Source organism: Maritalea mediterranea (genome assembly GCF_021568695.1).
In the GTDB taxonomy this organism is placed as follows: Bacteria; Pseudomonadota; Alphaproteobacteria; order Rhizobiales; family Devosiaceae; genus Maritalea; species Maritalea mediterranea.
The window spans coordinates 345097-367880 of record NZ_JAKGTI010000003.1; the positions used below are offsets into that span (position 1 = coordinate 345097).

At 54.1% G+C, this 22784-nt stretch carries 24 protein-coding genes; 17 read left to right on the forward strand and 7 right to left on the reverse strand.

What is annotated here, in order from left to right; genetic code table 11:
* Positions 1-30 precede the first annotated feature (30 nt).
* Positions 31-1059, reverse strand: coding sequence for an RluA family pseudouridine synthase (locus L1I42_RS14565; RefSeq protein ID WP_236115395.1), 1029 nt, complete (start codon positions 1057-1059; stop codon positions 31-33).
* Between L1I42_RS14565 and L1I42_RS14570 the strand changes: the two genes are divergently transcribed.
* Entirely contained in the window at positions 1058-1414 is a 357-nt protein-coding gene (locus L1I42_RS14570; RefSeq protein WP_236115396.1) for a DUF6476 family protein, read from the forward strand. The two genes, L1I42_RS14565 and L1I42_RS14570, sit on opposite strands and share 2 nt — an antisense overlap.
* A gap of 5 nt (positions 1415-1419) precedes the next feature.
* Here L1I42_RS14570 and L1I42_RS14575 read toward each other — a convergent pair whose 3' ends face one another.
* On the reverse strand, positions 1420-2583 hold the full coding sequence (locus L1I42_RS14575; protein ID WP_236115397.1) for a coiled-coil domain-containing protein: 1164 nt from the start codon (positions 2581-2583) through the stop codon (positions 1420-1422).
* 177 nt (positions 2584-2760) lie between these two features.
* Positions 2761-3333, reverse strand: coding sequence for a DUF1134 domain-containing protein (locus L1I42_RS14580; RefSeq protein ID WP_236115398.1), 573 nt, complete (start codon positions 3331-3333; stop codon positions 2761-2763).
* Between the two features lie 279 nt (positions 3334-3612).
* Here L1I42_RS14580 and L1I42_RS14585 point away from each other — a divergent pair, with 279 nt between their 5' ends.
* The 7 genes from L1I42_RS14585 to L1I42_RS14615 all read left to right on the forward strand — a co-directional run bounded on the left by L1I42_RS14585 (position 3613) and on the right by L1I42_RS14615 (position 10335).
* A complete protein-coding gene (locus tag L1I42_RS14585; protein WP_236115399.1) occupies positions 3613-3996 on the forward strand; it encodes a YHS domain-containing (seleno)protein in 384 nt (127 codons plus the stop codon).
* A gap of 136 nt (positions 3997-4132) precedes the next feature.
* A complete protein-coding gene (chpT, locus tag L1I42_RS14590; protein WP_236115400.1) occupies positions 4133-4783 on the forward strand; it encodes a histidine phosphotransferase ChpT in 651 nt (216 codons plus the stop codon).
* Positions 4784-4914: 131 nt separating this feature from the next.
* Complete coding sequence (locus L1I42_RS14595) at positions 4915-7572, forward strand: hybrid sensor histidine kinase/response regulator (protein WP_236115401.1); 2658 nt, start codon at positions 4915-4917, stop codon at positions 7570-7572.
* Positions 7572-8027, forward strand: coding sequence for a chemotaxis protein CheW (locus L1I42_RS14600; protein WP_236115402.1), 456 nt, complete (start codon positions 7572-7574; stop codon positions 8025-8027). The genes L1I42_RS14595 and L1I42_RS14600 overlap by 1 nt, the downstream gene beginning before the upstream one ends.
* Before the next feature lie 13 nt (positions 8028-8040).
* Positions 8041-8406, forward strand: coding sequence for a response regulator (locus L1I42_RS14605; protein WP_236115403.1), 366 nt, complete (start codon positions 8041-8043; stop codon positions 8404-8406).
* 29 nt (positions 8407-8435) lie between these two features.
* Entirely contained in the window at positions 8436-9533 is a 1098-nt protein-coding gene (cheB, locus tag L1I42_RS14610) for a chemotaxis-specific protein-glutamate methyltransferase CheB (RefSeq protein ID WP_236115405.1), read from the forward strand.
* Entirely contained in the window at positions 9526-10335 is an 810-nt protein-coding gene (locus L1I42_RS14615) for a CheR family methyltransferase (protein WP_236115406.1), read from the forward strand. Before cheB ends, L1I42_RS14615 begins: the two co-directional genes overlap by 8 nt.
* A 22-nt stretch (positions 10336-10357) precedes the next feature.
* On the opposite strand, the gene L1I42_RS14620 is transcribed toward L1I42_RS14615, so the two are convergent.
* The gene (locus L1I42_RS14620; protein WP_236115408.1) at positions 10358-10876 is read right to left on the reverse strand and encodes a GNAT family N-acetyltransferase; all 519 of its coding nucleotides are present in this window, start codon (positions 10874-10876) and stop codon (positions 10358-10360) included.
* A 136-nt stretch (positions 10877-11012) separates the two neighbouring features.
* The gene (gene ctrA / locus L1I42_RS14625) at positions 11013-11714 is read right to left on the reverse strand and encodes a response regulator transcription factor CtrA (RefSeq protein ID WP_133571938.1); all 702 of its coding nucleotides are present in this window, start codon (positions 11712-11714) and stop codon (positions 11013-11015) included.
* Between the two features lie 387 nt (positions 11715-12101).
* Between ctrA and fliI the strand changes: the two genes are divergently transcribed.
* Together fliI and fliJ are read left to right on the forward strand one after the other, a co-directional pair.
* Positions 12102-13433, forward strand: coding sequence for a flagellar protein export ATPase FliI (gene fliI, locus L1I42_RS14630; RefSeq protein ID WP_369413105.1), 1332 nt, complete (start codon positions 12102-12104; stop codon positions 13431-13433).
* Between the two features lie 28 nt (positions 13434-13461).
* Entirely contained in the window at positions 13462-13875 is a 414-nt protein-coding gene (gene fliJ / locus L1I42_RS14635; RefSeq protein WP_236115410.1) for a flagellar export protein FliJ, read from the forward strand.
* Positions 13876-14008: 133 nt separating this feature from the next.
* On the opposite strand, the gene L1I42_RS14640 is transcribed toward fliJ, so the two are convergent.
* A complete protein-coding gene (locus L1I42_RS14640) occupies positions 14009-15802 on the reverse strand; it encodes an AAA family ATPase (RefSeq protein WP_236115412.1) in 1794 nt (597 codons plus the stop codon).
* A 158-nt stretch (positions 15803-15960) separates the two neighbouring features.
* Here L1I42_RS14640 and L1I42_RS14645 point away from each other — a divergent pair, with 158 nt between their 5' ends.
* Complete coding sequence (locus L1I42_RS14645) at positions 15961-16983, forward strand: glutathione S-transferase C-terminal domain-containing protein (RefSeq protein ID WP_236115414.1); 1023 nt, start codon at positions 15961-15963, stop codon at positions 16981-16983.
* Here L1I42_RS14645 and L1I42_RS14650 read toward each other — a convergent pair.
* A complete protein-coding gene (locus L1I42_RS14650) occupies positions 16980-17522 on the reverse strand; it encodes a winged helix-turn-helix transcriptional regulator (protein ID WP_236115416.1) in 543 nt (180 codons plus the stop codon). The two genes, L1I42_RS14645 and L1I42_RS14650, sit on opposite strands and share 4 nt — an antisense overlap.
* Positions 17523-17574: 52 nt before the next feature.
* Here L1I42_RS14650 and L1I42_RS14655 point away from each other — a divergent pair, with 52 nt between their 5' ends.
* From L1I42_RS14655 to L1I42_RS14680, 6 genes are all read left to right on the forward strand, one after another.
* A complete protein-coding gene (locus L1I42_RS14655; RefSeq protein ID WP_236115417.1) occupies positions 17575-17943 on the forward strand; it encodes a VOC family protein in 369 nt (122 codons plus the stop codon).
* A 10-nt stretch (positions 17944-17953) separates the two neighbouring features.
* Positions 17954-18361 carry a VOC family protein gene (locus L1I42_RS14660; RefSeq protein ID WP_236115418.1) on the forward strand — a complete coding sequence of 136 codons (408 nt, stop codon included), beginning with the start codon at positions 17954-17956 and terminating at the stop codon, positions 18359-18361.
* Between the two features lie 95 nt (positions 18362-18456).
* Positions 18457-18870, forward strand: coding sequence for an alternative ribosome rescue aminoacyl-tRNA hydrolase ArfB (gene arfB, locus L1I42_RS14665; RefSeq protein ID WP_236115420.1), 414 nt, complete (start codon positions 18457-18459; stop codon positions 18868-18870).
* 347 nt (positions 18871-19217) lie between these two features.
* Positions 19218-20432, forward strand: coding sequence for an ROK family transcriptional regulator (locus tag L1I42_RS14670; RefSeq protein ID WP_236115422.1), 1215 nt, complete (start codon positions 19218-19220; stop codon positions 20430-20432).
* Positions 20425-21672 (forward strand): M20 family metallopeptidase, encoded by a 1248-nt coding sequence (locus tag L1I42_RS14675; RefSeq protein ID WP_236115423.1) that lies wholly within the window; start codon positions 20425-20427, stop codon positions 21670-21672. The genes L1I42_RS14670 and L1I42_RS14675 overlap by 8 nt, the downstream gene beginning before the upstream one ends.
* Before the next feature lie 20 nt (positions 21673-21692).
* Positions 21693-22742: a substrate-binding domain-containing protein gene (locus tag L1I42_RS14680; RefSeq protein ID WP_236115424.1), complete on the forward strand. Its 1050-nt coding sequence runs from the start codon at positions 21693-21695 to the stop codon at positions 22740-22742.
* The last annotated feature ends 42 nt before the right edge of the window (positions 22743-22784 follow it).

The window sequence follows — 22784 nt, forward strand, 5'->3', positions numbered from 1 at the left end:
TTGTTGAAAAAATATCATCCAAGAGTGTAATTATTGTGAAAAATCGCCCTCATTTTCTGCTGAAAGTGCATTTTCCAGTTCCTGCATATCTTCAGGCAGCGGGGCAGTGAAGCGCATTTTCTCGCCAGAGGTGGGGTGTTCAAAGCCCAATAGTGCGGCGTGCAACGCTTGTCGGTTCAACCCCTTGAGAGCCATTTGGGCTGGCATGGGCAGGTTGCGCTTTTTGCTGTCTACCCCGGCGCCATAGGCGGCATCGCCCAACAAGGGGTGCCCCAGATGCGCCATATGCACGCGGATCTGGTGAGTGCGCCCGGTTTCCAGCCGACATTTAACACGCGAGACGGTCCATTTGTGCCCCCCAAACACTTGGTCGAGCTTGAAATGAGTGATGGCGTTGCGTCCACCGGATTTCAGCACGGCCTGTTTGATGCGGTTTTTCGGATCGCGGCCAATCAGTGTTTCGATCTTGCCTTTGTCCGGGCGCGGCTCGCCCCACACCAGCGCCAGATATTCGCGCTCCAGCGGGCCGGTGCGGCCATGATCAGCAAATTGTGCGGCGAGATGGTTGTGGGCCTGCTCGGTTTTGGCCACTACCATCACGCCGGTGGTGTCCTTATCCAAACGGTGGACAATGCCGGGGCGCTTGACGCCGCCGATGCCGGACAGGCTGTCGCCGCAATGATGGAGCAGGGCATTGACCAGCGTGCCTTCTTCGCTGCCCGGGGCCGGGTGCACGACCATGTTCGCTGCCTTATTGACCACAATCAGCGCATCATCTTCAAATAAAACGTCCAGTTCCATCTGCTGTGCCGCAGGGACAGCATCAATGGGCTGGGGTAAAGTCAGGCAAATCTGCTGATCTTGTTTGACGCGGTATTTCGGCTCGCTTATGGTCGCGCCATCAATGGTGAGGGTCTTTTGCCGGATCAGGTCTTGGCAGCGTGAGCGGCTGATCTCTTCGGCGAAATGAGCCACCACCACATCCAGCCGTTTGCCAGACCATTCCGGCGGCACGGTAAAGTTAAGCATATTTTGTGCGTCCGAGGAGCTTGCGGTCATGTCAAATACTGGTCCTAATCAAGATCAGCCCAAAGAAGAGCTTACACCCGAAGCCGAGGCGGTGATCAACCGGGCCCGTCGGTCTTTCGGTGTGTCGATCATGGTGATGTTGGTGGGCTTTATCGCTGTTGCGGGCGCGCTTGTCTATCGGGTGATGCAAAATTCTGGTGCCGATCAATATCAGGCGCAAACCATTGCCTTGCCCCAGGGCGCTGAAGTGCGCAATGCGGTCGCGCAATCTGGCACCATCACCTTGACGCTGGATGTTGATGGCGAAACCATCGTGCGCATTGTGGATGCCAAAACCGGCACGGTGTTGCAAGATATTAGCTTTACGCCGGAATTGGCAGACTAAGCCGATTATTGGTGGCCTGCGACGCGCTTAAGTGCGTCCATGCGGTCTGAAACGCGTCCGGTGCTTTCGGTTTCCGTCTCAGGTGTGTCCAGTTCCTCTAACCCGCCATCGGCATATTTGCGCACCCGGTCAAACAGGCTCTCTTCCTGTTCGATGGTTTCGTGGGCATCATTTGCATAAACAATGTGGCTGACGTCTACAGCGAGGTCTTCAAGCCGTCGGCGCATGGCCTCATGGTCGGCGTTTTTGCGATCAAAATTGGCCAGAATGTCTTCCTCAATATCTTTGAGGCGACCCCCAATGTCTTCCAGCTCATCTTCCAGCGACAATTCGTGCGCCAAGCTTTGGGGCGCTGCTTCTGCCAGCTCGGTAAACGGCATCGATTCAGACGTTGAAGCGGCATCATCTTTCAGCCCCTCCTCACTGAGGCGTTTGAAGCGCTCGGCAGTGATGCGGATTTGCGCTTCGGCCTCGTCGATCAGGTCGGGAATGCCCTTATCCAGCAAATCCTCAGCTGAAAGCTTATATTTTGCCTTGATCTGTTTGATCTGTTCAATGCTGGCCTGAAAGCGTTTTTCCAAATTGTCAGCGCGCTGCTTTTGCACCTGCACCGCGTTGAGCAGATTGCCGGTGTCGCGATCATAGTCGCCGGTCAACTTGGCCTCGTTAAAGGCAGAGATGGTGGCGGAGTTGGCGATATTGGCCACGGCGCGGGCTTCGTCCAGCTCCTGGATCTTGTCGGCGAGATCGCGTTCGCGGGCCCGCAGGCGCTGCGACAGGTTGGTGGTTTCCACCTCGTAGGCGCGCACCTGATCGCGCAGGCTCTCGTTCCGCTCCTCCAACTCATCGGCAATCGCGATGGCTTCATCATATTCGCGGGTTTGAAGCTCCAGCGTTTCGCGCATTTCGGTGAGTTCATTCAAATGTGCAGCGCGCTTGTTGCGCAAATCGTCGAGTTGAAGCTCCAGCTTGCGCATGTTCAGCGCATATTTGGCGCGCAACTGGTCTTTTTCGGCTTTGAATTCGGTAAGGGTGACCGGGGTGGCGGCAGCGATCCGCCGCTTGGTCAAGCGCACGGCGCGACGCCACACGGATGGCATGATCAGCAAAGCAAGAATTGATGCGCAAAGAAAGCCCAATGCGGCAAACATCAAATTCTCGATCAACATGCACTCACTCCTTGAAGCTGCGCATAGGGCTGCGCAGGCGTCATTGACTTATTTCTATATGGTGCAGTTTACAAGAAATAACAGGTCAGGTCACCACTTCATCACTAAATAGTTAACTGCGGTGACCTGCAACAATGCTAAGAAAAGTCGAGCTTTTGGCCCGATCTTGCGCTGGTCTTAGAGCGGGTTCCATGTGGGTTGTTGGGTGAATTTCAGATAGCCTACATTCACGCCCAGCCGGGCCCCTACGCCGGAGCGGATCGGGACGATATAGACGTCTTTATACTTCATCACCGTCATGCCGATGCCGCCCACCATATAGGCGGAGCCTTCCACGCCGGGATAACGGCCGTAAATGGCATCTGTTGAGGGGAGATTATAAACCAACATCATGGTTTTGGAGCCATCTGCACCAATATCGAAGCCTAGGGTTGGGCCTTGCCAGAACAGGGAATGATTGCCTGCGTTTTTGGTATAGAGCTGACCCTCGCCATAGCGGACCCCGCCAAACAGAGCGGCAGAGCCTTCCTGGCCCAGAATGTAACCGTTGGGCAGGCCATATTGAGAAACAGCACGTTCTACCACGGAGGCGAGACCTTGCGAGACTTTGCCGAAGAATTGACCGCCTGCATTCACCAATTCGTCGGTGGAATAATTGTCAGAGAGCGCTCCAGACTGGGCCTGAGCACCTAAGGGGGCCAATGTCAGGGTTAAAAGTATTGAGATCAATAAAGCGAAGCGTTTCACCATTACACTCGTGGTCCTTTGGCTTTTTTGCTGCTTTAGCCTCCCCCGCAGAAGGTTTAAAGCAAAAGAGTGGTATTGCATTAACCTTGGCGACACTCCTTTTGGTTAGAGTGTTACCGATTGCAACCAGAATAGATGCAAATCAAGGCAATGATGCGGCAATTTGGTAAACAAACATTAACGATTAGAGGGCTTTGGGCCATTTTTTCTTTGGTTCTTGGTGCCTGTTTACTTGTGGCCCCCGCCGCCGCCAACACCGAGCGATATATCCTGGATATCTATGTGACAAATCCGCTTTCGGGCTCTGCTATTGAGGGCATGGATCCGGTGAGTTACTTCACCGAAGATGAGCCATTGGTCGGCACCCCAAAATTTGAATATGAGTGGCAGGGCGTGTCCTGGTTTTTCGCCAGCGAGGCCAACAAGAGGGTGTTTATGGCCTCACCAGAAAGCTATGCCCCGCAGTTTGGCGGTTATGGGTTGGCTGGCGTGGCCCGCGGATATTTGTCTAAGGGCAACCCGCGCATCTATGTGATCCATAATCAGCGCCTCTATCTTTTCTACTCTCCCGGCAATCGGGAAGCTTTCTTGTTGGAAAAAGCGGCTATGCTCAATTACGCAGTGCAGAATTGGGCTGGGCTCAAGGTGCGTTTGGCCCGGCGCTAAGGGTTATATTCCGCGAAAAATCACAGGATTTTCAGCATTGAGTGTTGCTCCACACCCATGTGCGGGTAAAACTTGGGGCAACCGAATCGCGCATCAGACGGTCTGTGGCGCGGTCAACCAGCTTTAAGGAATGAAAATGGCGGATATTGTGCAATTGAGCGGACCAGATCTTGCGGCCATGCTGTGCTCGCGGGTGTGCCATGATTTGATTAGTCCGGTGGGGGCAATTGGCAATGGGTTGGAAGTGCTGAGCGACCCGGATCAAGCGGAAATGGCGGACTTTGCTCAGGAGCTGATCAATAATTCCGCCAAGCAAGCGCGGGCCAAGCTTGAATTTGCCCGTTTGGCATTTGGCGCGTCATCCACGCAAGGCACCGAGATCGATACACGCGACGCTGAAAAAGTGGCGCTGGGTTATATGGATGGCGAGAAGGCAGATATTGAGTGGAATATTGATCCGGTTCTGCTGCCGAAAAACAAGGTGAAGTTGCTGCTCAATATGGTGTTGTTGGCTGCAGGTGCAGTGCCCCGGGGCGGCAATATTGTGGTGTCATTGGATGACGCGGCACCGGAAGATCAGGGCTTTAAAATCCGTGCCACCGGGCCGAAAACCTTTATTCCGCGCGGCAATGTCGCCTTGTTGAATGGTGTGCCGGAAGATGGACGCGTGGATGCGCAGGTGATCCAACCTTTTTATACCGGGCTGCTGGCCCGTGAAAGCGGCCTGAAAATCAGGCTCGAGCTGGTGGATGAAGCGGTGGAGTTTGACGCCTACGCGGCGAAGTAATTCCACCCGATAGAACATTAGATACGGCCCCTAAGTACGACTACTTAGGGGCCGTTTTTTCAATGTCTCCTTAACCGTTCTGGCGCAGGCTGATCGCATATTTAGTGTGATTTTGCCCGGTGTGTAGGCCTATGGACGAGTTGATTAGTGACTTTATTATTGAATCCGGCGAGAGCCTTGAGCAGATCGACGCCGCACTGGTGGCGTTTGAGCAGCACCCCAAAGATCAGGATATTTTGCGGCAAGTGTTTCGGCTGGTGCACACGATCAAGGGCACCTGCGGGTTTTTGGAGCTGACCCGGCTGGAAGCGCTGACCCATGCCGCCGAAAATCTGATGGGCCGCTATCGCGATGGACTGCCCCCCACCGATGAGGGGGTGAACACCATTCTCACGGTGATTGATCAGATCAAGGCGCATCTAGATCATATGCGCGCCCATGATGGCGCGGAGTCGGACGGCAATGATCAGGCCTTGATTGATGCGCTGAACCGGCTGGCTGAAGAAGGCACTGCGGAAGAAGATCAATTTGGTGATCAGGCGCCCTTTGAGGGCGCGACTGAAACAACAGCAGCACCGCAGCCGCTTGATCCGTTGGAAGAAGCCTTCCGCAATGCGCCAGGGCCGGATGATCCCCTGCCAATGCCCGCCGAGCCTGATGCTGCAGCATCCGCTCCCGTTGCGAAACCGGCAAAAGACCCTACAGCCGGGACGCCCCCGCAAGGGGCAATCCGGGTGCAGCTGGGGGTGCTCGAACAGTTGATGACCATGGTGTCGGAACTGGTGCTGACCCGCAATCAGCTGATGGCGGTCAATCGCGAATTTGAAGATGCGCGTTATCATACGCCGTTGCAGCGCCTCTGCTCCGTCACGGCAGAGTTGCAGGACGGGGTGATGAAAACCCGGATGCAGCCGATTTCGGCCCTATGGCAGAAAATGCCGCGCATTGTGCGCGATTTGGGCAAAGAATTGGGCAAGCAGATCAGTTTGGAGATGAGCGGCGAAGAGACCGAACTGGACCGGCAAGTATTGGAGCAGATCAAAGACCCGCTCACGCATATGATCCGCAATGCGGCGGATCATGGATTGGAGGAGCCGGGTGCGCGCGTGGCCGCGGGCAAGCCGGAGATGGGCAAAATTGAAATGAACGCTTTTCACAAGGGCGGGCAGATCGTGATTGAAATCCGCGATGATGGCCGCGGGCTGGACGCGAAAAAGCTCAAGCAAAAGGCGCAGGAGCGCGGGCTCGCCAATCCGGCGGAGCTGGACGCCATGTCCGACAGTCAGGCGCATCAATTGATTTTTCATCCCGGCTTTTCCACGGCGGAAGCGGTGACCAGCGTGTCGGGCCGCGGCGTGGGCATGGATGTGGTGCGCACCAATGTCGAAATGATCGGCGGCACCATTGAATTGCAGTCCAGCCCCGGCGAAGGCACCTTGGTCAGCCTCAATATTCCGCTGACCCTGGCCATCGTGCCCGCCCTGATTGTCGCCAGCCATCAGGAACGCTTTGCCGTGCCGCAGCGGGCGGTGCGGGAGCTGGTGCGCATTGCCCCGAAGCAAAATCGCAAAGTCGCTGTCCAGAATGAGGAGGACATGCAGCTGGAATGGGTGAATGGCGCGCAGGTTTTGCAATTGCGCGATCAATTATTGCCGGTATTGCGGTTGGACGAAGCGCTCGGCGTGCAAACCGCAACCGATAACGTGGATGGCGGTTTTGTCGTGGTGCTGGAAATCGGCGCGTTCCGCTTCGGCCTGTTGGTGGATGCGGTGTTCCACACCGAAGAAATTGTCGTGAAACCGATGGTAGGGGCGCTCAAAGAACTCAAGCATTTCTCCGGCACCACCATTTTGGGGGATGGCAGCGTGATCATGATTTTGGATGCGCCGGGCTTGGCGGCGCAGGTGACGCAAAGCGAGCTCAATGATCATGGTGCGCAGCAGGACATGGGGCAGGACCAACAGGGCGAGGATCGGGTTGAGCTGCTTTGCTTCATACTCGAGGGGGCGGGCCGAAAGGCGGTGCCGCTGTCGCTGATCCATCGGCTGGAACTGGTGGATTTGAGCCAGATCGAACAGGTGGGTGGCCGCTATACGCTGCAATATACCGAGCGGTTAATGCCGATCGTATTCTTGCGCGATCAGCAAATGAGCGACCTTCAGCGTTCACGACAAAAGCCGCTGCTGGTGTTTGAAGATCACGGCTTTATGCTGGGCATTGCGGTGGATCAGGTGCTTGATATCTGCAAAGCGCCACCGCATTATGATCTGGACGGCGCCGGGCCGGGTTATCTGGGATCAGCCATCCTTGATGGCAAGGCCACGGAAATTCTCGATCTGGCACATTTTATGGCGCAAGAGCATCCAAAATTGTTTGAGCGGCAGGGGCAAACCGCCACGCCGCAGCGGCAAAAGCTGCTCTATGCTGAAGACAGCGCCTTTTTCCGCAATATGCTGGTGCCGATTTTTCAAAGCGCCGGTTATGAAGTGACTGTGTGCCATGATGGGCAGGAAGCCGTGGAGCGGGTGCAGGGCGGCGAAGCCTATGATTTGATCGTCACCGACATCGAAATGCCAAGGCTGGACGGGTTCGGGCTGGCCAAGTCCATCGCCGACGCGCCCCATGCGGCGCAAACACCGATTATTGCGCTCACTTCTTATGATGAGCCGGCGGCGCGGGATCAGGCCAAGGCGCTGGGCATGTCCGCCTATATTGCCAAGAATGATCGGGCGCGGCTCGACGATACACTGAGCCAGATGCGCAACCGCATGGACCGGGATGTGGCCTGATGGGAGAACAGCCAATGCAAATTGTATGTTTTGACGTGTGCGGCCAGCATTTCGGCATGGAGGTCGGTTGGGTGAGCGATGTGCACAAGCTGGATGCGCTGACGCCCGTGCCCAGGGCACCCGAGATTGTGGCGGGGGTGCTCAACTTGCGGGGCCGTATTGTGCTGGCGCTTAATCTGGCGCGTTATCTTGGCGGCGCACCAAAGGAAAAATCGGCACAATTGATGATAAATGTTCAATTTTTAAACGAATCGTATGGATTTTTGGTGGATAGTGTCAGCGACGTCGTTTCGCTCGCGCCGGATCAGGTGCAGGCGTGCCCGCACAATGTGGACCCGAAACTGGCCAGTTTTGCCCGGGGCACGGTGCGGCATGAGGGGCGGATGATGAGTATATTGAACGTGGATGGCATGTTACAAAGCATGTTGTCACATGATTTGATGCATTGCGCGTAAGTTGGGGGAAGAAATGAAAACCTGCCTGATTGTTGATGACAGCACCGTTATCCGCAAAGTTGCGCGCCGCATTCTGGAAGAAATCGGCTTTGAGGTGGATGAGGCAGAAGACGGCAAAGAAGCCTTTGAAAAATGCACCCAAAATATGCCGGATACTATTTTGCTCGACTGGAACATGCCGGTTATGTCGGGCTTGGAATTTTTAAAAAAATTGCGGTCCTATGTCGGCGGTGAGATGCCAAAAATTGTGTTTTGCACCACCGAAAACGATATTGGCCACATCGCCATGGCGCTGAAAGCCGGGGCAGATGAATATATGATGAAGCCTTTTGATCGCGAGATATTGGAAGGCAAGTTTCTGGGCCTCTACCAGAAATAAGGGCGCTTAAGCCTTATTGGAGCACATGGATGATGGAGCTTGAGCTGACCGCACAAGGTGCGGGGGCAGCACGGGTGATGCTTGTTGACGATTCCGCGGTGGTGCGCGGTTTGATGCGCCGTTGGATTGACGGGCATCCGACCTTGAGCGTTGCGGCCACCTCGGCCAACGGGGCAGAAGCCATTGAGCAGGCGCGTCGAGTGCAGCCTGATCTGATTGTGCTGGATGTGGAAATGCCAGTGATGGACGGGCTGACCGCCCTGCCACAGCTGATCCAAGCCGCCCCTAAAGCCAAAGTGTTGATTGCCTCCACCCTATCCACCTGCAACGCCAAAATTTCGTTGAAAGCCATGAGTTTGGGCGCCACAGATTATGTCGCCAAGCCCGGCAGCGGGTCGATCACGCGGTCGGAGTTTGAGCAGGATCTGTTGGCGAAGCTGGTGGCATTGGCGCCGGTGCCTGTATCGAGCACACCACTAGCGAAACCCGCAACGCCGAATAATCTGACTCAGCACCCCCAAGGCATTACCGGCTTGGCTCTGGTGGCCTCCACAGGCGGACCGGCGGTCCTGTCTGAGCTGATGCTGCATGTCCGGCCCTTTGCCCGGCATCTGTCCTTGTTTGTGGTGCAGCATATGCCAGCGCATTTCACGCCGTTGCTGGGCAAAGATTTATGCGCCCTCAGCCAGTTTGAGGGCGGCGAAGCGCAGCAGGATCAACCCGTAAAGGCCGGACATCTTTATGTGGCGCCAGGGGACTATCATATGCGGCTGCGCAAGCGGGCGCCCGGGTTGTGCATCAGTCTTGATCAGGGCCCGCCGGAGCATTTTTGCCGCCCAGCCGCCGACCCGTTTTTAAAAAGCTTTGCCGCTCACTATGGGGCGCAAGGCGCGGTGTTTGTGCTCACCGGCATGGGGCAGGATGGGGCTGAAGGCGCGTTGGCTGTGCGGCAGGCGGGCGGCGTGGTGGTGGCGCAGGATCAATCCTCGTCTGCCGTTTGGGGCATGCCCGGCGCGGCGGTGGCCGTTGGCAGCGCCCAGCATGAGGTCAAGTTGGCGGATATGGGCGCGGCCCTGCACAGCCTGTTGCAGCAAGCCCCTGCCGAAAGGGCGCGGCCCCATGCTTGATCATTCCGTCTCACAAATTTCAACATTCATGCAGCAGCGGGCGGGCATTAAGCTCACCTCAAACAAGATTTATATGATCGAGGCACGGCTGGAAGCGGTGGTGCAGCGGTTTGGTTTTGCCCATATTGACGCGCTGGCCGCCAGCCTGCCGCGCGCCATGGGCGAGGTGCAACAGGCGGTGGTAGACGCGCTCGCCACCAATGAGAGTTATTTCTTTCGCGACCAAAAGCCGTTCGACGCATTTGAACAGGCTTTGCTGCCCGCAGCCATCGAGCAGGCACGATTGGACCAAAGGCCCGTGCGTATTTGGTGCGCCGCCGCCGCCACCGGGCAGGAACCTTATAGTCTGGCGATGCTGCTGGCCGAGAAAAAGCACCAATGGCTGTATGTGGGGGCCGAAATTGTCGCCACCGATCTGAGCCAAACCGCCCTGGCACGGGCAGAATCTGGCCTCTTTACCCAGTTTGAGGTGCAGCGCGGGCTTTCGGCGCAACGGCTGGTGCAGTTTTTCACGCAACAGGGCAGCCAATGGCAGATCGCGCACGACGTGCGCAAGATGGTGCAGTTTAATCACCATAATCTGCTGCACAATCCGGCGCGGCTCGGCCAATTCGACATGATCCTTTGCCGTAACGTGCTGATCTATTTTGATGTGGAGACCAAGCAGCAAATCCTGACCCATCTGGCCCGGCAATTGCCGCCCGACGGCGCTCTGGTACTGGGCGCGTCAGAAACATTGGTGGGGGTGACGGATCAGTTCAGGCCAGACCCCGATTTGCCGATGGTGTTCCGGCGGGTCTGAGCGATGGGGCTTTTGCTGGTGATCAAAGGCTTTGATCAGGGTGCGGTGAAGCGGTTGATGGCATAGGCGGTGTGATCGGTTTGCGCATGATGATGTAGGTGGGCCGATCAAACCCTTTGTGGGTGCCGTCTGCGATTTTGACGAAACCCATCCGCTCAAAGGCACGGTGATTTTCCGTAAGCTCAATGCGGGTTTCCAGCTCTAGCGCTGAGAAGCCAAGCGCGATTGCGCGTTGTTCAGCCAGCTGAATTAGCGCCTTGGCCAGGCCTTTGCCGCGCATATCTTCGTGCACCGCCAGCCTGCCCATATAAAGGCAATCGCTTTTGGGGCGCAAAAAGATGCACGCATCCGGCCGATCTCCAATCACCCAGATTTCGCCGATCTCGCAGTGATCTCTAATGCTTTGAACCGTCAGGTGCCGCATGGAGGAGGGCGGATTGATGCGTGGCGCCATATAGGCGAAGGCGTCTTGAATTAAAGTCAGGACGCTGGGCAGTAGAGGGCTGGTTGGAGGCAGTCGAACGGGTTGCGGCGTGTTCATTTGGGGCAAAGCTCAATGGCGGGGACGATATGGCCCTATATCGCACAGGCTTAACGAAGCGGGAAGTGACATTTGCCCAAAAATAAACCCCGCCGAAGCGGGGTTAAAACTATTGGGTTGAAAGCAGATGCTAAGATCAGGCGCTTTCTGAGAGTTCGTTCTCATCTGGTTCGCGCAACACATAGCCGCGGCCCCAAACGGTTTCGATATAGTTCTTGCCGCCGGTGGCCACTGAAAGCTTTTTGCGCAGCTTACAGATGAACACGTCAATAATTTTAAGCTCTGGCTCGTCCATGCCACCATAAAGATGGTTCAAGAACATTTCTTTGGTGAGGGTCGTGCCCTTGCGCAAGGAGAGCAATTCGAGCATTTGATATTCTTTACCAGTGAGGTGAACACGCTGGCCGCCAACTTCAACGGTTTTGGTGTCCAAATTCACGGTCAGATCGCCGGTGCGAATAACAGATTGGGCATGGCCTTTAGACCGGCGCACAACGGCATGAATCCGCGCCACCAGTTCGTCCTTGTGGAAAGGCTTGGTCATATAATCATCGGCGCCAAAACCAAGGCCACGTACCTTGTCTTCAATGCCGGCAAGACCAGACAGGATCAGGATCGGCGTTTGAACCTTTGCCACCCGCAGGGTGCGCAACACTTCATAGCCACTCATGTCGGGCAAGTTCAGATCAAGCAGAATGATGTCATAATCATAAAGCTTACCCAGATCCACGCCTTCTTCACCAAGGTCGGTGGTGTACACGTTGAAACTTTCTGATTTGAGCATCAGCTCAATACTCTGCGCCGTGGCGCTGTCATCCTCAATTAGGAGTACCCGCATGTCGTTCCCCTTATTCCTGTTCCATCTTGGAACCTTTATCAACGACACCCGCCGGTGCCCCTGATCGTTAACAAATCCTACTGGATATTGATTCAACCCTAATATGAAATAGTTAACAAAGTTTAATTCAGTTCTGCAATATGCATTTACACTTATCACAAATTTAGGCTAAGCGATTGAAAAATATAAATAAATTGATGGTTATCAACTTAATAATTTAGTTTAAGAAAGTGTTGTAACCGACTCTTGCGACTCGCTGAATTGGCATTGAATCCAAGGAGTTTCCGCGCGGAAAAAAATGCCAATTTATTGGCGATTTTGCCGTAAAATAGTGAATTCGAGTTAAGGAAACGTTAGCATTAACCGAATCAAAAGGATTGGGGCAGCGTGAAGTCACTCATTGCCGACATAGAGGCCATGGATGCCGAAGAGGTCTATGGCCGGGTGAAAACCGTGCAGGGGTTGTTGGTGGAGATCATCGGCCCGGTGCGCGAATTGCGCGTGGGCGGGCGTGTGGCGATTGAAACGCGCGGCGGTGACCGCGTGATGTGCGAAATTGTGGGGTTTCAGGATGATCATGCGCTTTGTCTGCCTTTTGGCGCGCTCGAAGGGGTGCGGCTGGGGTGCAAGGCGATCTTTTATTCTCACGGCGGCACAGTGCAGCCGGACGATAGCTGGCTGGGCCGGGTGGTCAATGCCAAGGGTGAGCCGATTGATGGCAATGGGCCGATTATGCGCGGCGCCACCTCCTATAATCTGCGCGCCTCGCCCCCTGCTGCCCATGATCGCGCGCGGGTGGGCGAGCCGATTGATCTGGGCGTCAAAGTGCTCAACACTTTTACCACCTGTTGCGACGGGCAGCGTATGGGCATTTTTGCCGGGTCCGGCGTGGGTAAGTCCGTGCTAATGTCGATGCTGGCGCGCAACACAGATGTGGATGTGGCGGTGATTGGCCTGATTGGCGAGCGGGGCCGCGAGGTGCAGGAATTTATTGAGGACAATTTGGGGCCGGAAGGGCTGAAGCGCGCTGTGATTGTGGTGGCCACCTCGGACGAACCGGCGCTGATGCGGCGACAGGCCGCCTTTATGACGCTCACTTTGTCGGAATATTTCCGTGATCAGGGCAAGCGGGTCTTGTGCATGATGGACAGTTTGACCCGTTTTGCCATGGCCCAGCGCGAAATCGGTTTGGCCACCGGTGAGCCGCCCACCGCCAAGGGCTATCCGCCCACCGTTTTCACAGAATTACCAAAATTATTGGAACGGGCGGGACCAGGGTTAAAAAATTCTGGTTCTGTTACCGGACTTTTTACCGTTTTGGTGGAAGGTGATGATCACAATGAGCCAATTGCGGATGCCGTACGCGGGATTCTTGATGGGCACATTGTGATGGAACGGGCGATTGCCGAACGGGGACGATACCCGGCGGTGAACGTTTTGAGGTCTATTTCACGGACCATGCCTGGGTCTGTGCCGGAGTCATATCGACCGGTATTGATCAAGGCGCGGGAATATATGTCGGTTTACGCCGATATGGAGGAATTGATCCGCTTGGGGGCATATCGCTCGGGGTCAGATCCGAAAGTGGATGACGCCATTTCCATCGCCCCGGCGCTCGATGCGTTTTTATCGCAGCGTCAGGACGAGCGTGTGAGCCTCATGGAAGGGTATCAGACGCTTGAAGAAATTGTTGCCCGCGTAGGGGGCAGTGAACAATGACGGCTTGGTTGGGTAAGGAGTACAAGTCATGAAATCACGGAATGAGAGTCTCATTCGGTTGAAGAAGTTTCAGGTGGACGAAAAGCGTCGCACCGTGATGCAGATTGAAATGATGGTGGCTGATTTTGAGCGCATGGCCTCGGAATTGGACCAGCAGATTGAAATCGAACATCAAAAAACCGGCATCACCGATACGGATCATTTTGCCTATTCCACCTTTGCCAAGGCGGCCAAAACCCGCCGCGACAATCTGATGGCCTCGGCAGACGAAATGCGCGAAAAGCTTGAAGCCGCGCAGGACGAGCTGGCCGAAGCGGTGGAAGATTTGAAAAAGGTGGAACTGCTCGACCAGCGCGAACATGCGCGCGAAGCGGCAGCCGAAACCAAACGCGATCAAGCCGAAATGGACGAAATCGCCATCATGCGGCAACAGCGCCGCTAGGCCCTGATCGCCCCAAAGACCAATTATCTTACCCAGATTGGGCAAGGTTGCACGGCATGAGCTGTGCGACCTTTTTGGCGTTAGGGGAATTAAATGGCGCCAACACTCCGTTTGTTTCTTTGTCGGATAGCCATCAAGCTTGGACGATTTCTTCGAGCATATCAAAGACGGCTAGGAAGTTTTTGAAATCATCCACGTCACCGTTCTCGCAAAACCAATCACACAAATTTCGTTTCTCATTTACATTGATTGACCACTTCTCGGGCACAGTAGTTTCGTTTCCTCGATCAACAATCGTGTGCTTACCTACTATATCTATAAATTCAGGTTTGGATTTACGCGCCTTCATAATTGTATTGTCAGAGAACAGGTTTTCGATGCCCTTGTTAATTTTGTGATTTTGTTGTGGAACTACTCTACGAAATAGAATGTTTTTATTGCTAGCATGAGATTTTTGGGTGTCGCAATCATATAGTAATACCCATTTTGTGCGTATTGCCTCTGCTAGCTTGGAGTTATAAGCCTTCCAAACCTTGTCCAGATTTGACTGTCCTCCGGCATTGATCAGTTCAAATCTATCTAAAACTTCTGTTTTTCCTAGTAGATTTGCCGCAGTATTCAAATAATCTATGTCGGTATCACCCTCAACGTAGAGCGTGAATTTGACCGCTTCATCCAAATTTTTACGAATTTCATCTTGAAATGTGGCGCTATCTTTCAGGTATTTATACGCACTCTCAAATTCAGAAAATCTCTCAACGTCGATCTCCTCGCCTTCGGGGAGATTTAGGAGTTGAAAACCATCTGACCCATAAGTTTCCTTCATTCCCAAAAGGAATAAGGGTGAGTGTGTAGTTATTATAAATTGTACGCGAGGGAACAATTTCATTAATTGCGGCAATAAGTCATGCTGATAGTCTGAATGTAGGTGGAGGTCGATTTCGTCCACCACCACCATGCCTTTGACATCCGATAAGCTCCTAAACTCTGCATTTGATATATCAAAATCTCGCATTAAACTCAGGAATAAATCCAAGATGGCTGTTTGTCCGGTCGAAAGCGAAAAAAGATTGCCGATAATCACATCATCATCGATTATTACCCCAATGCTGCGCCGGTTACGGCTACCAACATTCCATTCGAACTTACCATCGGGCTTTTCAAATAAAACTCTAATAAATCGCTCAATTTGTTCCAGTATATCTGACGCTGGACCATTGCGAACTTGCTGCTCTACAAGTGCTCCATTGTTCGATAGGTCAGGTATAATGATCTTGTGTCCTTCGATTGCATGACTATCGTATATCAGATCTAACAGCCAGTCTTGAATTTGCTTCAGCGGGGAATACTGCACGACTGGCCGATTGGAAATTCCCTGGAATTTTTTATCCGTATTGTATAGCGGTCTATTCTTTAAGTTGAGTTCGTTTAGCCATGCAGGCTCCTCAAATCGATTCGGCGGAAAATATAGGTTGGAGGTTGTGTTTAGGTCTGCCCGGGTTTCCTCCTTTATCTGCTGAAGATTTGAAGAGTAATGCGACGATTCGTCGGGCGAGATCTGTTCCCATTTTTCATATTCTTCGACCTTGCCCTTGAAGTCTTTTTTGACAGAGGTAAGTTGAATTTCAGCTATTTTGGTTCCATTTGTAAACTCAACTCCGGCCATTGAGTATGGTTTGCCATGCTGTATAAAGGTGGAGCTTCTTAGCTTATACACCTTTCCTTGTTCAACATCAGCGTCATCGAAAATACTCGCTTGAGCGCCAATTAGACCGTTTACGACATGTGCTAATAAGTTGCTTTTGCCTGAACCATTCGTACCAACAATTGCGATGGGGAGAGGGTCGCCATCGTCGGAAAACCTACAAGTTAGGTTTAGCTTTTTTATCGGGCCAGCATTAGTTAGTTCAATCCTTTGTAAGTACAATTTGGGCCTCTCTGATTGGGTCAGTTGTTTACAATGTTTGTGAGTAACAATTTGGAATCTTTGTGAGTTGATAAGCAATTGTAAAAAATAGTTTCTCACCACCCATTGTGGATTCTATGTTAACTGGGTGCAATAAGACGAAGCCCGAAAGGCAAATCATGACCAACACCTCCACCGAAGAAGACCAAACGAACGCGGCCGCGCGGCGTAAAAGCGGTGAGTTTGTGCGCGGGGGCAGCGGGTTTCGCAATCAGATTGGCGAGGCGGAATTTCCGGCGGAGCCGGGGCGCTATCATTTGTTTGTGGCGCTCAATTGTCCTTGGTGCCATCGGGTGATTTTGGCGCGCAATCTGTTGGGGTTGCAGGAGAGCATTTCCATGGATGTGGCCTTCCCCAATCGCACGGGCGAGGATGATCCGGCCGGGGCAGGGCTTTGGGAATTCAGCCCTGACCGCGTGGCCAGTTTGACGGGCGAAACCTTGCCCGAATGCACGCGCGAGACCGCGACCGGCGAAAATTTCCGCATCGCCAAAGATATTTACCGCGCTGAAGGGGCGAGCGAGCAATCGGTGCCCATTCTTTATGACAAAAAGACCAAACGCATTGTGAACAATGAGAGCGCCGAGATTATCCGCATGTTGGATCGTCACGCCGAGGCGCTCGGCAGTGCGTTGGCGGGGGATCAGCGCCCGTCACTTTATCCGGCAGATGAGGCGCTGCGCGCTGAGATTGATGATCTCAATGATCTGATTTACACCAACATCAATAATGGCGCTTATAAGGCCGGGTTTTCGTCCGATCAGGCGGTTTATCAAAAGGCGTATGACGCTTATTTCGAGACGTTGGCCGCGCTTAATGATCTGCTGTCGGATGGACGGCCCTTTCTCACGGGCGATAAATTCACCGAAGCCGATTTGCGGCTGTTCCCCACGCTATATCGGCACGACCCGGTCTATTATGTGCGCATGAAATTGAACGGCGCGAAAATTCTCGATTATCCCTATGTCTGGCAATGGCTGTGTCGGGTCTATGCGCTGGATGGGGTGGCCGAAAGCGGATCGCTGATCCATTGTCGGCAAGGCTATTTTGGCCGCTCGTGGAACAATGTGGTGCCGCTGGGCCCGTTCAAGCCGATGGCTTACCCCGACGCCTATCACCATCCGGAGTTGGCGCGGTTTTAATTCTGTTTGAGATGCGGCGCCATGATGGCGCTGATTTCGGCACCCGTGCTCGCAGCGCTGTAAATTGGCCGGGGTGGGCGAGCATCAAGGTCGACCTCCCGGTGGACCCAATTGCGCTCTTCGAGTGCCTTTAAGGCTTGGGAAAGCGCACGATCGGTGATTGGGTCAAGGGCGCGCTGGATGTCGTTAAAATGGTGTGGCGTATGGACAATGGCCAGAACGGGCAGGGTCCAGGATTTGCGCAACAGATCGCGATTTTCCTCTCCCGCCAAGGTCCATATCTGATGAGAAATCTCCGCGCCGATCTTGCCGGGGATGGTCAGTCTAAATTCCGGACGCAGCGGGTGGCCATGGCCGGGATTGCGTTCCACCAGCCCGATCTCAATTAGATGCGTCATGCTTTGTGCAAACGCGGTGCGCCCAGCGCCCGTCGCGGTGATGAGCGGTGCCTGCCTGCCCGCCACGCCGGCATGCAGCGCCGCCAAGATTGGCACGGCCCAAGCCCGCGAAGTGATATTGACAAGCAGCTTAATGTCCATTATTTATAGTTACCATACTTTTAGACAACAATAAAGCTCAAAGGAAAAGCTCATGTCTCTTATCTCGTTAAACGACACCATCACCATCGCCTTTTCGGTTAAAGACCGCCATGCCAGCGCTGACTGGTATCAAAACATGCTTGGTTTTGAAACCATGTATCATGCGGATGAAGCGGGCTGGTCGGAAGTGAAAACCAATACCAAAGGTGTTGTGATCGGATTGGGTGAGCATATGGAGACAGCGCCGGGCAACTGCGTGCCGGTGTTTGGCATTGACGATCTGGATGCGGCCCGCGCCAAGATGGAGAATGCCGGGGTTAAATTTGATGGCGAGACCGATGTGGTCGAAGGCATGGTCAAAACCGCCACCTTTTACGATCCGGACGGCAACGCACTGATGCTGGCCGAAGATTTGAGCTAGGGTGGGACACATGCGCAAATTTGCATTCTCTATCCTTTTCGGCTTGGCGTTGACCGCCTCGGGATCGGCGCAAGGTTTTGGTGAAGCTACAGTGGCCCTTCCGGTCACCTCGCTGGACGAAGCCAAGGCTTGGTATGGCGATTTTCTTGGGCCGGATGCCGAAATGATCGAACCGGCGCCGGGTGTGGTTGAATTGCGGGCGACGCCACATATGTGGTTGCAGCTCTATGAAACTGAGCAAATGCCCGAAACCGGCGCGGTGATCCGATTCCTTGTTGAGGATATGGACGCGGCCCAGGCCAAATTCGCGGAAAAGGGCATTGATGTGGGCGAGGCCATCGAAGTGCCCGGTATCGTTATCTATAGTGAGTTCACCGATCCCTTTGGCAACGGGATGGGGCTTTATGATTTACCTTAAAGACCTTTAGGGAAGGGCGCGCTGGTCGCGCCCTTTCTTTTGTTGCCCATTTATGTTTGTTCTTAAGGGTATAGAGCAACATTAAAGGCGACCCATTGCGCATTAACGACCAGATCAGCATTGAAGAATGGGAATTGTCCGAACAATTCACCCGGGCCAGCGGCCCGGGCGGGCAGAATGTGAATAAGGTCAGCACGGCCGTTGAACTGCGGTTTGAAGCGGAACGCTCGCCGCATTTGCCGGACGCGGTGAAACGGCGGTTGAAGCGGGTGGCCGGGCGACGCTGGACGCAGGAGGGGGCGGTGGTGATCTTTGTGCAAGACACACGCTCGCAAGCCCGCAACCGCGAAATCGCCCGCGAGCGGTTGGTCGCTCTGATCCAGAAAGCAACGGAAAAACCAAAACGTCGCGTGCCTACGCGGCCAACACGTGCATCCATCCGGCGCCGCATTGACGCCAAAAAGGCCCGCGGTGAGGTGAAGAAAATGCGCGGCAAGGTGGAAGATTAGTTATTTTGGTTCGCGTCGCGTCGTCAGATAATAAAAAAGGCACAAGCCAAACATGTTCAGCATCAATAGCGCTGGCGTGAAAACGGGTCCAAACCAAGCGCTGTTGACCATAGTGCCCATTGTGTTGCTCTGGGCCAACAGGATCAGCATGTAGACATTAAGATGTTTGGTCATATGAGATTTGAACATCGTCGTAGAAACTTATATAAGACTTAATGCATTGTAATCATTATAAATTCTCCGTTTCCTATCCGTAATTTGGTGGCCCGGCAAACAAATTCCAATTGACGCATTTAAGATTCGGGTCTATTAGTTCGTAAAGTTGACGAATTAATAGAAGTGATTAAATGACCGAAACGGCAAACAATATTCGCAGACTGAATAAATGTAATGTTTTTGAAGTGATTGCTCATGAAGGGCCAATCTCTCGGGCAGCGATTGCCAAGCGGTTGGGCCTGTCGAAACAAACCTTGTCTGAAGTGGCCAAAGAGCTCGAAGCCGAAGGCTGGGTGCAGCAGGTGGGGCTGGAACGCGGCAATGTTGGCCGCGCGGCGATGAATTTTGAGGTGGTGCCCGATGCGGCCTTTGTGGCGGCCGTGGATTTGGGCGGCACCAAGGTGAAGGTCGCCATAGCTAATCTCGCTTGCCAGATATTTGGTGAGGCGACAGAGCCGACCCACCCAAATGGTGGGATGGATGTGGTCAAACAGATTGCGCGCCTTTGTCGCGACGTTATGGATCAGCATGGTTTGCAACAAGAACGGCTTCGCCTTGGCGTGGTCGGTGTGCCCGGTGTGCCAGATACCGACAGTGGTGCCGTGCAGATGGCACCCAATATCCCGCAACTGGATCAGATCAATTTCACCGGCGAACTCTCCAAGGCCCTCGGGTTTGAGGTGGTGATTGAAAATGATGTGAACCTGGCCGTGCTCGGCGAGCATTGGGGCGGCGTTGCGCAACATGTTGATGATCTGGCCTATGTGGCGCTGGGTACTGGTATTGGGGCCGGCTTAATCGTGAATGGTGAATTGGTGCGCGGCAAGCATGGTGGCGCGGGTGAGCTGGGCTATTTGCCGTTTGGCGCGGACCCTTTTGCTCCCGAAAGCCTGCGCCAAGGGGCACTGGAACGGGTGACCGCCACAGACGCCATGCGCGACTATTATTTCGAATTGACGGGCGAGCGGGTGGAAGTGCCCGAGATTTTTGAACGGCTGGCGCACGATGAGCAGGCCCAAAAAGTGCTCGACCGCACCGCGCAGGAAACCGCGCGGGCGGTCGCGGCCATCAGCGCGTTGATTGATCCTGAACAGATTGTGTTTGGCGGGTCGATCGGGCGGCGGGAAGAATTATTCTCGCGCATCCAAACTCAGTTTAACCGGATCACGCGATCTCCCGTATCGCTTCGCATCAGTGAACTGGGCGGTAAGGCCGCCCTCATCGGCGCAGCCTCCCTAGGGCTTAGCCATGTGCACGCCACCCTTCTGGCGGGTGGCGTGCCGGGTGCCGAGATCACGCTGCCGCCGGCCAAACTTGCAAAACTGGGAGTGGTGACCAATGGCTGAACATCGAACAGATATCGGCGCTTTGCTCGATGAAATCACAGCGGTTGAGCTGTTGCGCGGCGCTGTAGCACGCGAGAGCATCACCGGTAATGAAGCGAATTTTGTTGGCTATCTGGATGAGCAGATGGCTGCGCGCAAGCTGTCGCCGGTTCAAGAAGAGTTTTTGCCTGGACGCCCCAATATATTTGGCAAACGCCACGGCAGTGGTGGCGGGCAGAACCTCTTGTTTATCGGGCACACAGATACAGTGCATGTGGACGGTTGGCGCGCGCATTGGCAAGGTGATGATCGCGAAGATCCGTTTGGCGGTGCCATTGTCGATGGTGAAATTTGGGGCCGGGGGACTGGCGATTTGAAGGCCGGCATTTGCACCAGCTTGGCGGCACTGGATTTACTCGACAAAGCTGGCATTAAGCTTAAAGGCGATGTCAGTTACGCCTTTATCGGCGACGAGGAAAGCGGCGAAGAGGGCACCGGCATCAGCGCCGGGATCCATCATCTCACCCAGTCTCAAAAATTTTTGAACGCACATCAGCCCGATTTCGCTGTTTATGTTGAGCCGACTCAATTGCAGGTGTTTCCGGCACAAATGGGCTTTTTCATTGCCGACATCACCATCAAGGGCAAAACGGCCTATTTCGGTGTGCCGGAGCAAGGCATTGATGCGCTCAAGGCCAGCCATCAGGTGATGCAGGAAATTTGGGCGCTATCGGATCAAATGGGCAAATCCGCCCGTCATGATCTGGTGGGCGAGGCCTTTATCCTGATCACCAAAATCGAAGGCGGCGGTTATATCGCGGTACCGGGTGAGTGCGAGATGTCGCTCATCTGCAAGGTGCTGCCCGGGCAAAGCCTTGATGACGCTGTTGCGGCGCTGGAGACTGCAATTCAAGGCGGTATCGCAGGCACGGGCTGTCAGTATGAGATTTCATATCCCGCCGGGCGGGATCATGAGTTCGGTGGTTCTCCCACTGATATTGACCGTTCAAACCCGGCCATTGATCAATTGGCGCAGGCGTTAAGCCGCGCCATGCCAGATAGAGGCGTCATCAATGGTGCGCCCTATTGGTCAGAAGCACCTTTTTTGATCGATCGGTTGGGATGTCCAACGGTTTACTGCGCGCCAGGCAATATTGCCAACTGCCATACCTTGGAAGAGCGCGTTTCAATCAAAGAATATTTGGCCGGCATAACGGCCTTTGCGGAATTCATCATGCGCTATTGCGGCGTGGGTGAATAATTTATGGAGGAAGGAAACCCATGAAAAATCTAACAAAAATGATGGCAGGCGGCTTGACCGCTTTGCTCATGACCAGTGGTGCGTTTGCACAAACCATTGGCCCAAATGGAGAAACAGCGACCCCTTCAACCGAAGTGGTTGTGGCGGACAGCGACGTCGACGCGCTGAAAAACGGCGGGTACACAGCCGCGCTGGTCTGGCATGACCAGTCTGACTTTGTGAACGCGGTCACTGAAGGCGCAACGGACGAGTTCACCCGTTTGGGCATTGAAGTGGTCGCCACCACCAATGCCAGCTTTGATACAGCAAAACAGCGTTCTGACATCGAAACGGTGCTGACCAAAGAGCCAGATATTGTGCTGGCTTTGCCGCTTGATCCGGTGGCCTCGGCAGCTGCCTTTAGAGAGGCCGTCGACAATAATGTTCAGCTTGTTTTTCTGTCCAATGTGCCAGATGGCTACAAGCATGGTGAGCAATATGCCTCGATCGTCACGGATGATTTGTTTGCCATGGGCAAGCAAGCGGCGGACGCTTTGGCAGCTGACCTTGGTGAAACCGGCAAAGTGGGCTGGATCTATCACGATGCGACCTATTATGTGACCAACCAGCGCGACAATGCGTTCAAAACCACGATTGAAAATGATTATCCAAATATGGAAATCGTGGCCCAAGCGGGCATTTCCGATCCGGCACGGGCAGAAGATATCGCCAATGCGATGTTGCTCAAACATCCAGATTTAGCTGGTGTTTATGTGACCTGGGCTGGTCCAGCGGAAGGTGTTTTGTCTGCCTTGCGCGCCAATGGCAACAAAACCACCAAGGTGGTGACGCTTGATCTGTCTGAACCGATTGCGCTGGATATGGTGCGCGGTGGCAATGTCACAGCCATTGTTGCGGATGAAGCTTATGAGCTGGGCCGTGCCATGGCGGCGTCTGCTGCTCGTGGTCTTTTGGGTCAAGAAAGTCCCGCTTTTGTCGTGGCTCCCGCGGTGACAGTAACGGCCGACAATGTGGCTGAAGGTTGGATGCAGTCTTTGCATCGTGAAGCGCCTGAAAGCCTGACCAAATAACCCGCCTTGTGCCGCGCCTTCAAGGCGCGGCACGCTTCTAGC

What these genes read in the sequence shown, in the direction of transcription:
- L1I42_RS14620 (WP_236115408.1), bottom strand. Translation starts at nt 10,876, where the DNA reads ATGAACACGCCGCAACCCGTTCGACTGCCTCCAACCAGCCCTCTACTG.
- L1I42_RS14575 (WP_236115397.1), bottom strand. Translation starts at nt 2,583, where the DNA reads ATGTTGATCGAGAATTTGATGTTTGCCGCATTGGGCTTTCTTTGCGCA.
- fliJ (WP_236115410.1), top strand. Translation starts at nt 13,462, where the DNA reads ATGAAATCACGGAATGAGAGTCTCATTCGGTTGAAGAAGTTTCAGGTG.
- L1I42_RS14615 (WP_236115406.1), top strand. Translation starts at nt 9,526, where the DNA reads ATGCTTGATCATTCCGTCTCACAAATTTCAACATTCATGCAGCAGCGG.
- cheB (WP_236115405.1), top strand. Translation starts at nt 8,436, where the DNA reads ATGATGGAGCTTGAGCTGACCGCACAAGGTGCGGGGGCAGCACGGGTG.
- L1I42_RS14655 (WP_236115417.1), top strand. Translation starts at nt 17,575, where the DNA reads ATGTCTCTTATCTCGTTAAACGACACCATCACCATCGCCTTTTCGGTT.
- L1I42_RS14570 (WP_236115396.1), top strand. Translation starts at nt 1,058, where the DNA reads ATGTCAAATACTGGTCCTAATCAAGATCAGCCCAAAGAAGAGCTTACA.
- L1I42_RS14565 (WP_236115395.1), bottom strand. Translation starts at nt 1,059, where the DNA reads ATGACCGCAAGCTCCTCGGACGCACAAAATATGCTTAACTTTACCGTG.
- L1I42_RS14595 (WP_236115401.1), top strand. Translation starts at nt 4,915, where the DNA reads ATGGACGAGTTGATTAGTGACTTTATTATTGAATCCGGCGAGAGCCTT.
- L1I42_RS14650 (WP_236115416.1), bottom strand. Translation starts at nt 17,522, where the DNA reads ATGGACATTAAGCTGCTTGTCAATATCACTTCGCGGGCTTGGGCCGTG.
- L1I42_RS14600 (WP_236115402.1), top strand. Translation starts at nt 7,572, where the DNA reads ATGGGAGAACAGCCAATGCAAATTGTATGTTTTGACGTGTGCGGCCAG.
- L1I42_RS14660 (WP_236115418.1), top strand. Translation starts at nt 17,954, where the DNA reads ATGCGCAAATTTGCATTCTCTATCCTTTTCGGCTTGGCGTTGACCGCC.
- L1I42_RS14580 (WP_236115398.1), bottom strand. Translation starts at nt 3,333, where the DNA reads ATGGTGAAACGCTTCGCTTTATTGATCTCAATACTTTTAACCCTGACA.
- chpT (WP_236115400.1), top strand. Translation starts at nt 4,133, where the DNA reads ATGGCGGATATTGTGCAATTGAGCGGACCAGATCTTGCGGCCATGCTG.
- ctrA (WP_133571938.1), bottom strand. Translation starts at nt 11,714, where the DNA reads ATGCGGGTACTCCTAATTGAGGATGACAGCGCCACGGCGCAGAGTATT.
- L1I42_RS14670 (WP_236115422.1), top strand. Translation starts at nt 19,218, where the DNA reads ATGACCGAAACGGCAAACAATATTCGCAGACTGAATAAATGTAATGTT.
- L1I42_RS14645 (WP_236115414.1), top strand. Translation starts at nt 15,961, where the DNA reads ATGACCAACACCTCCACCGAAGAAGACCAAACGAACGCGGCCGCGCGG.
- L1I42_RS14605 (WP_236115403.1), top strand. Translation starts at nt 8,041, where the DNA reads ATGAAAACCTGCCTGATTGTTGATGACAGCACCGTTATCCGCAAAGTT.
- L1I42_RS14680 (WP_236115424.1), top strand. Translation starts at nt 21,693, where the DNA reads ATGAAAAATCTAACAAAAATGATGGCAGGCGGCTTGACCGCTTTGCTC.
- L1I42_RS14675 (WP_236115423.1), top strand. Translation starts at nt 20,425, where the DNA reads ATGGCTGAACATCGAACAGATATCGGCGCTTTGCTCGATGAAATCACA.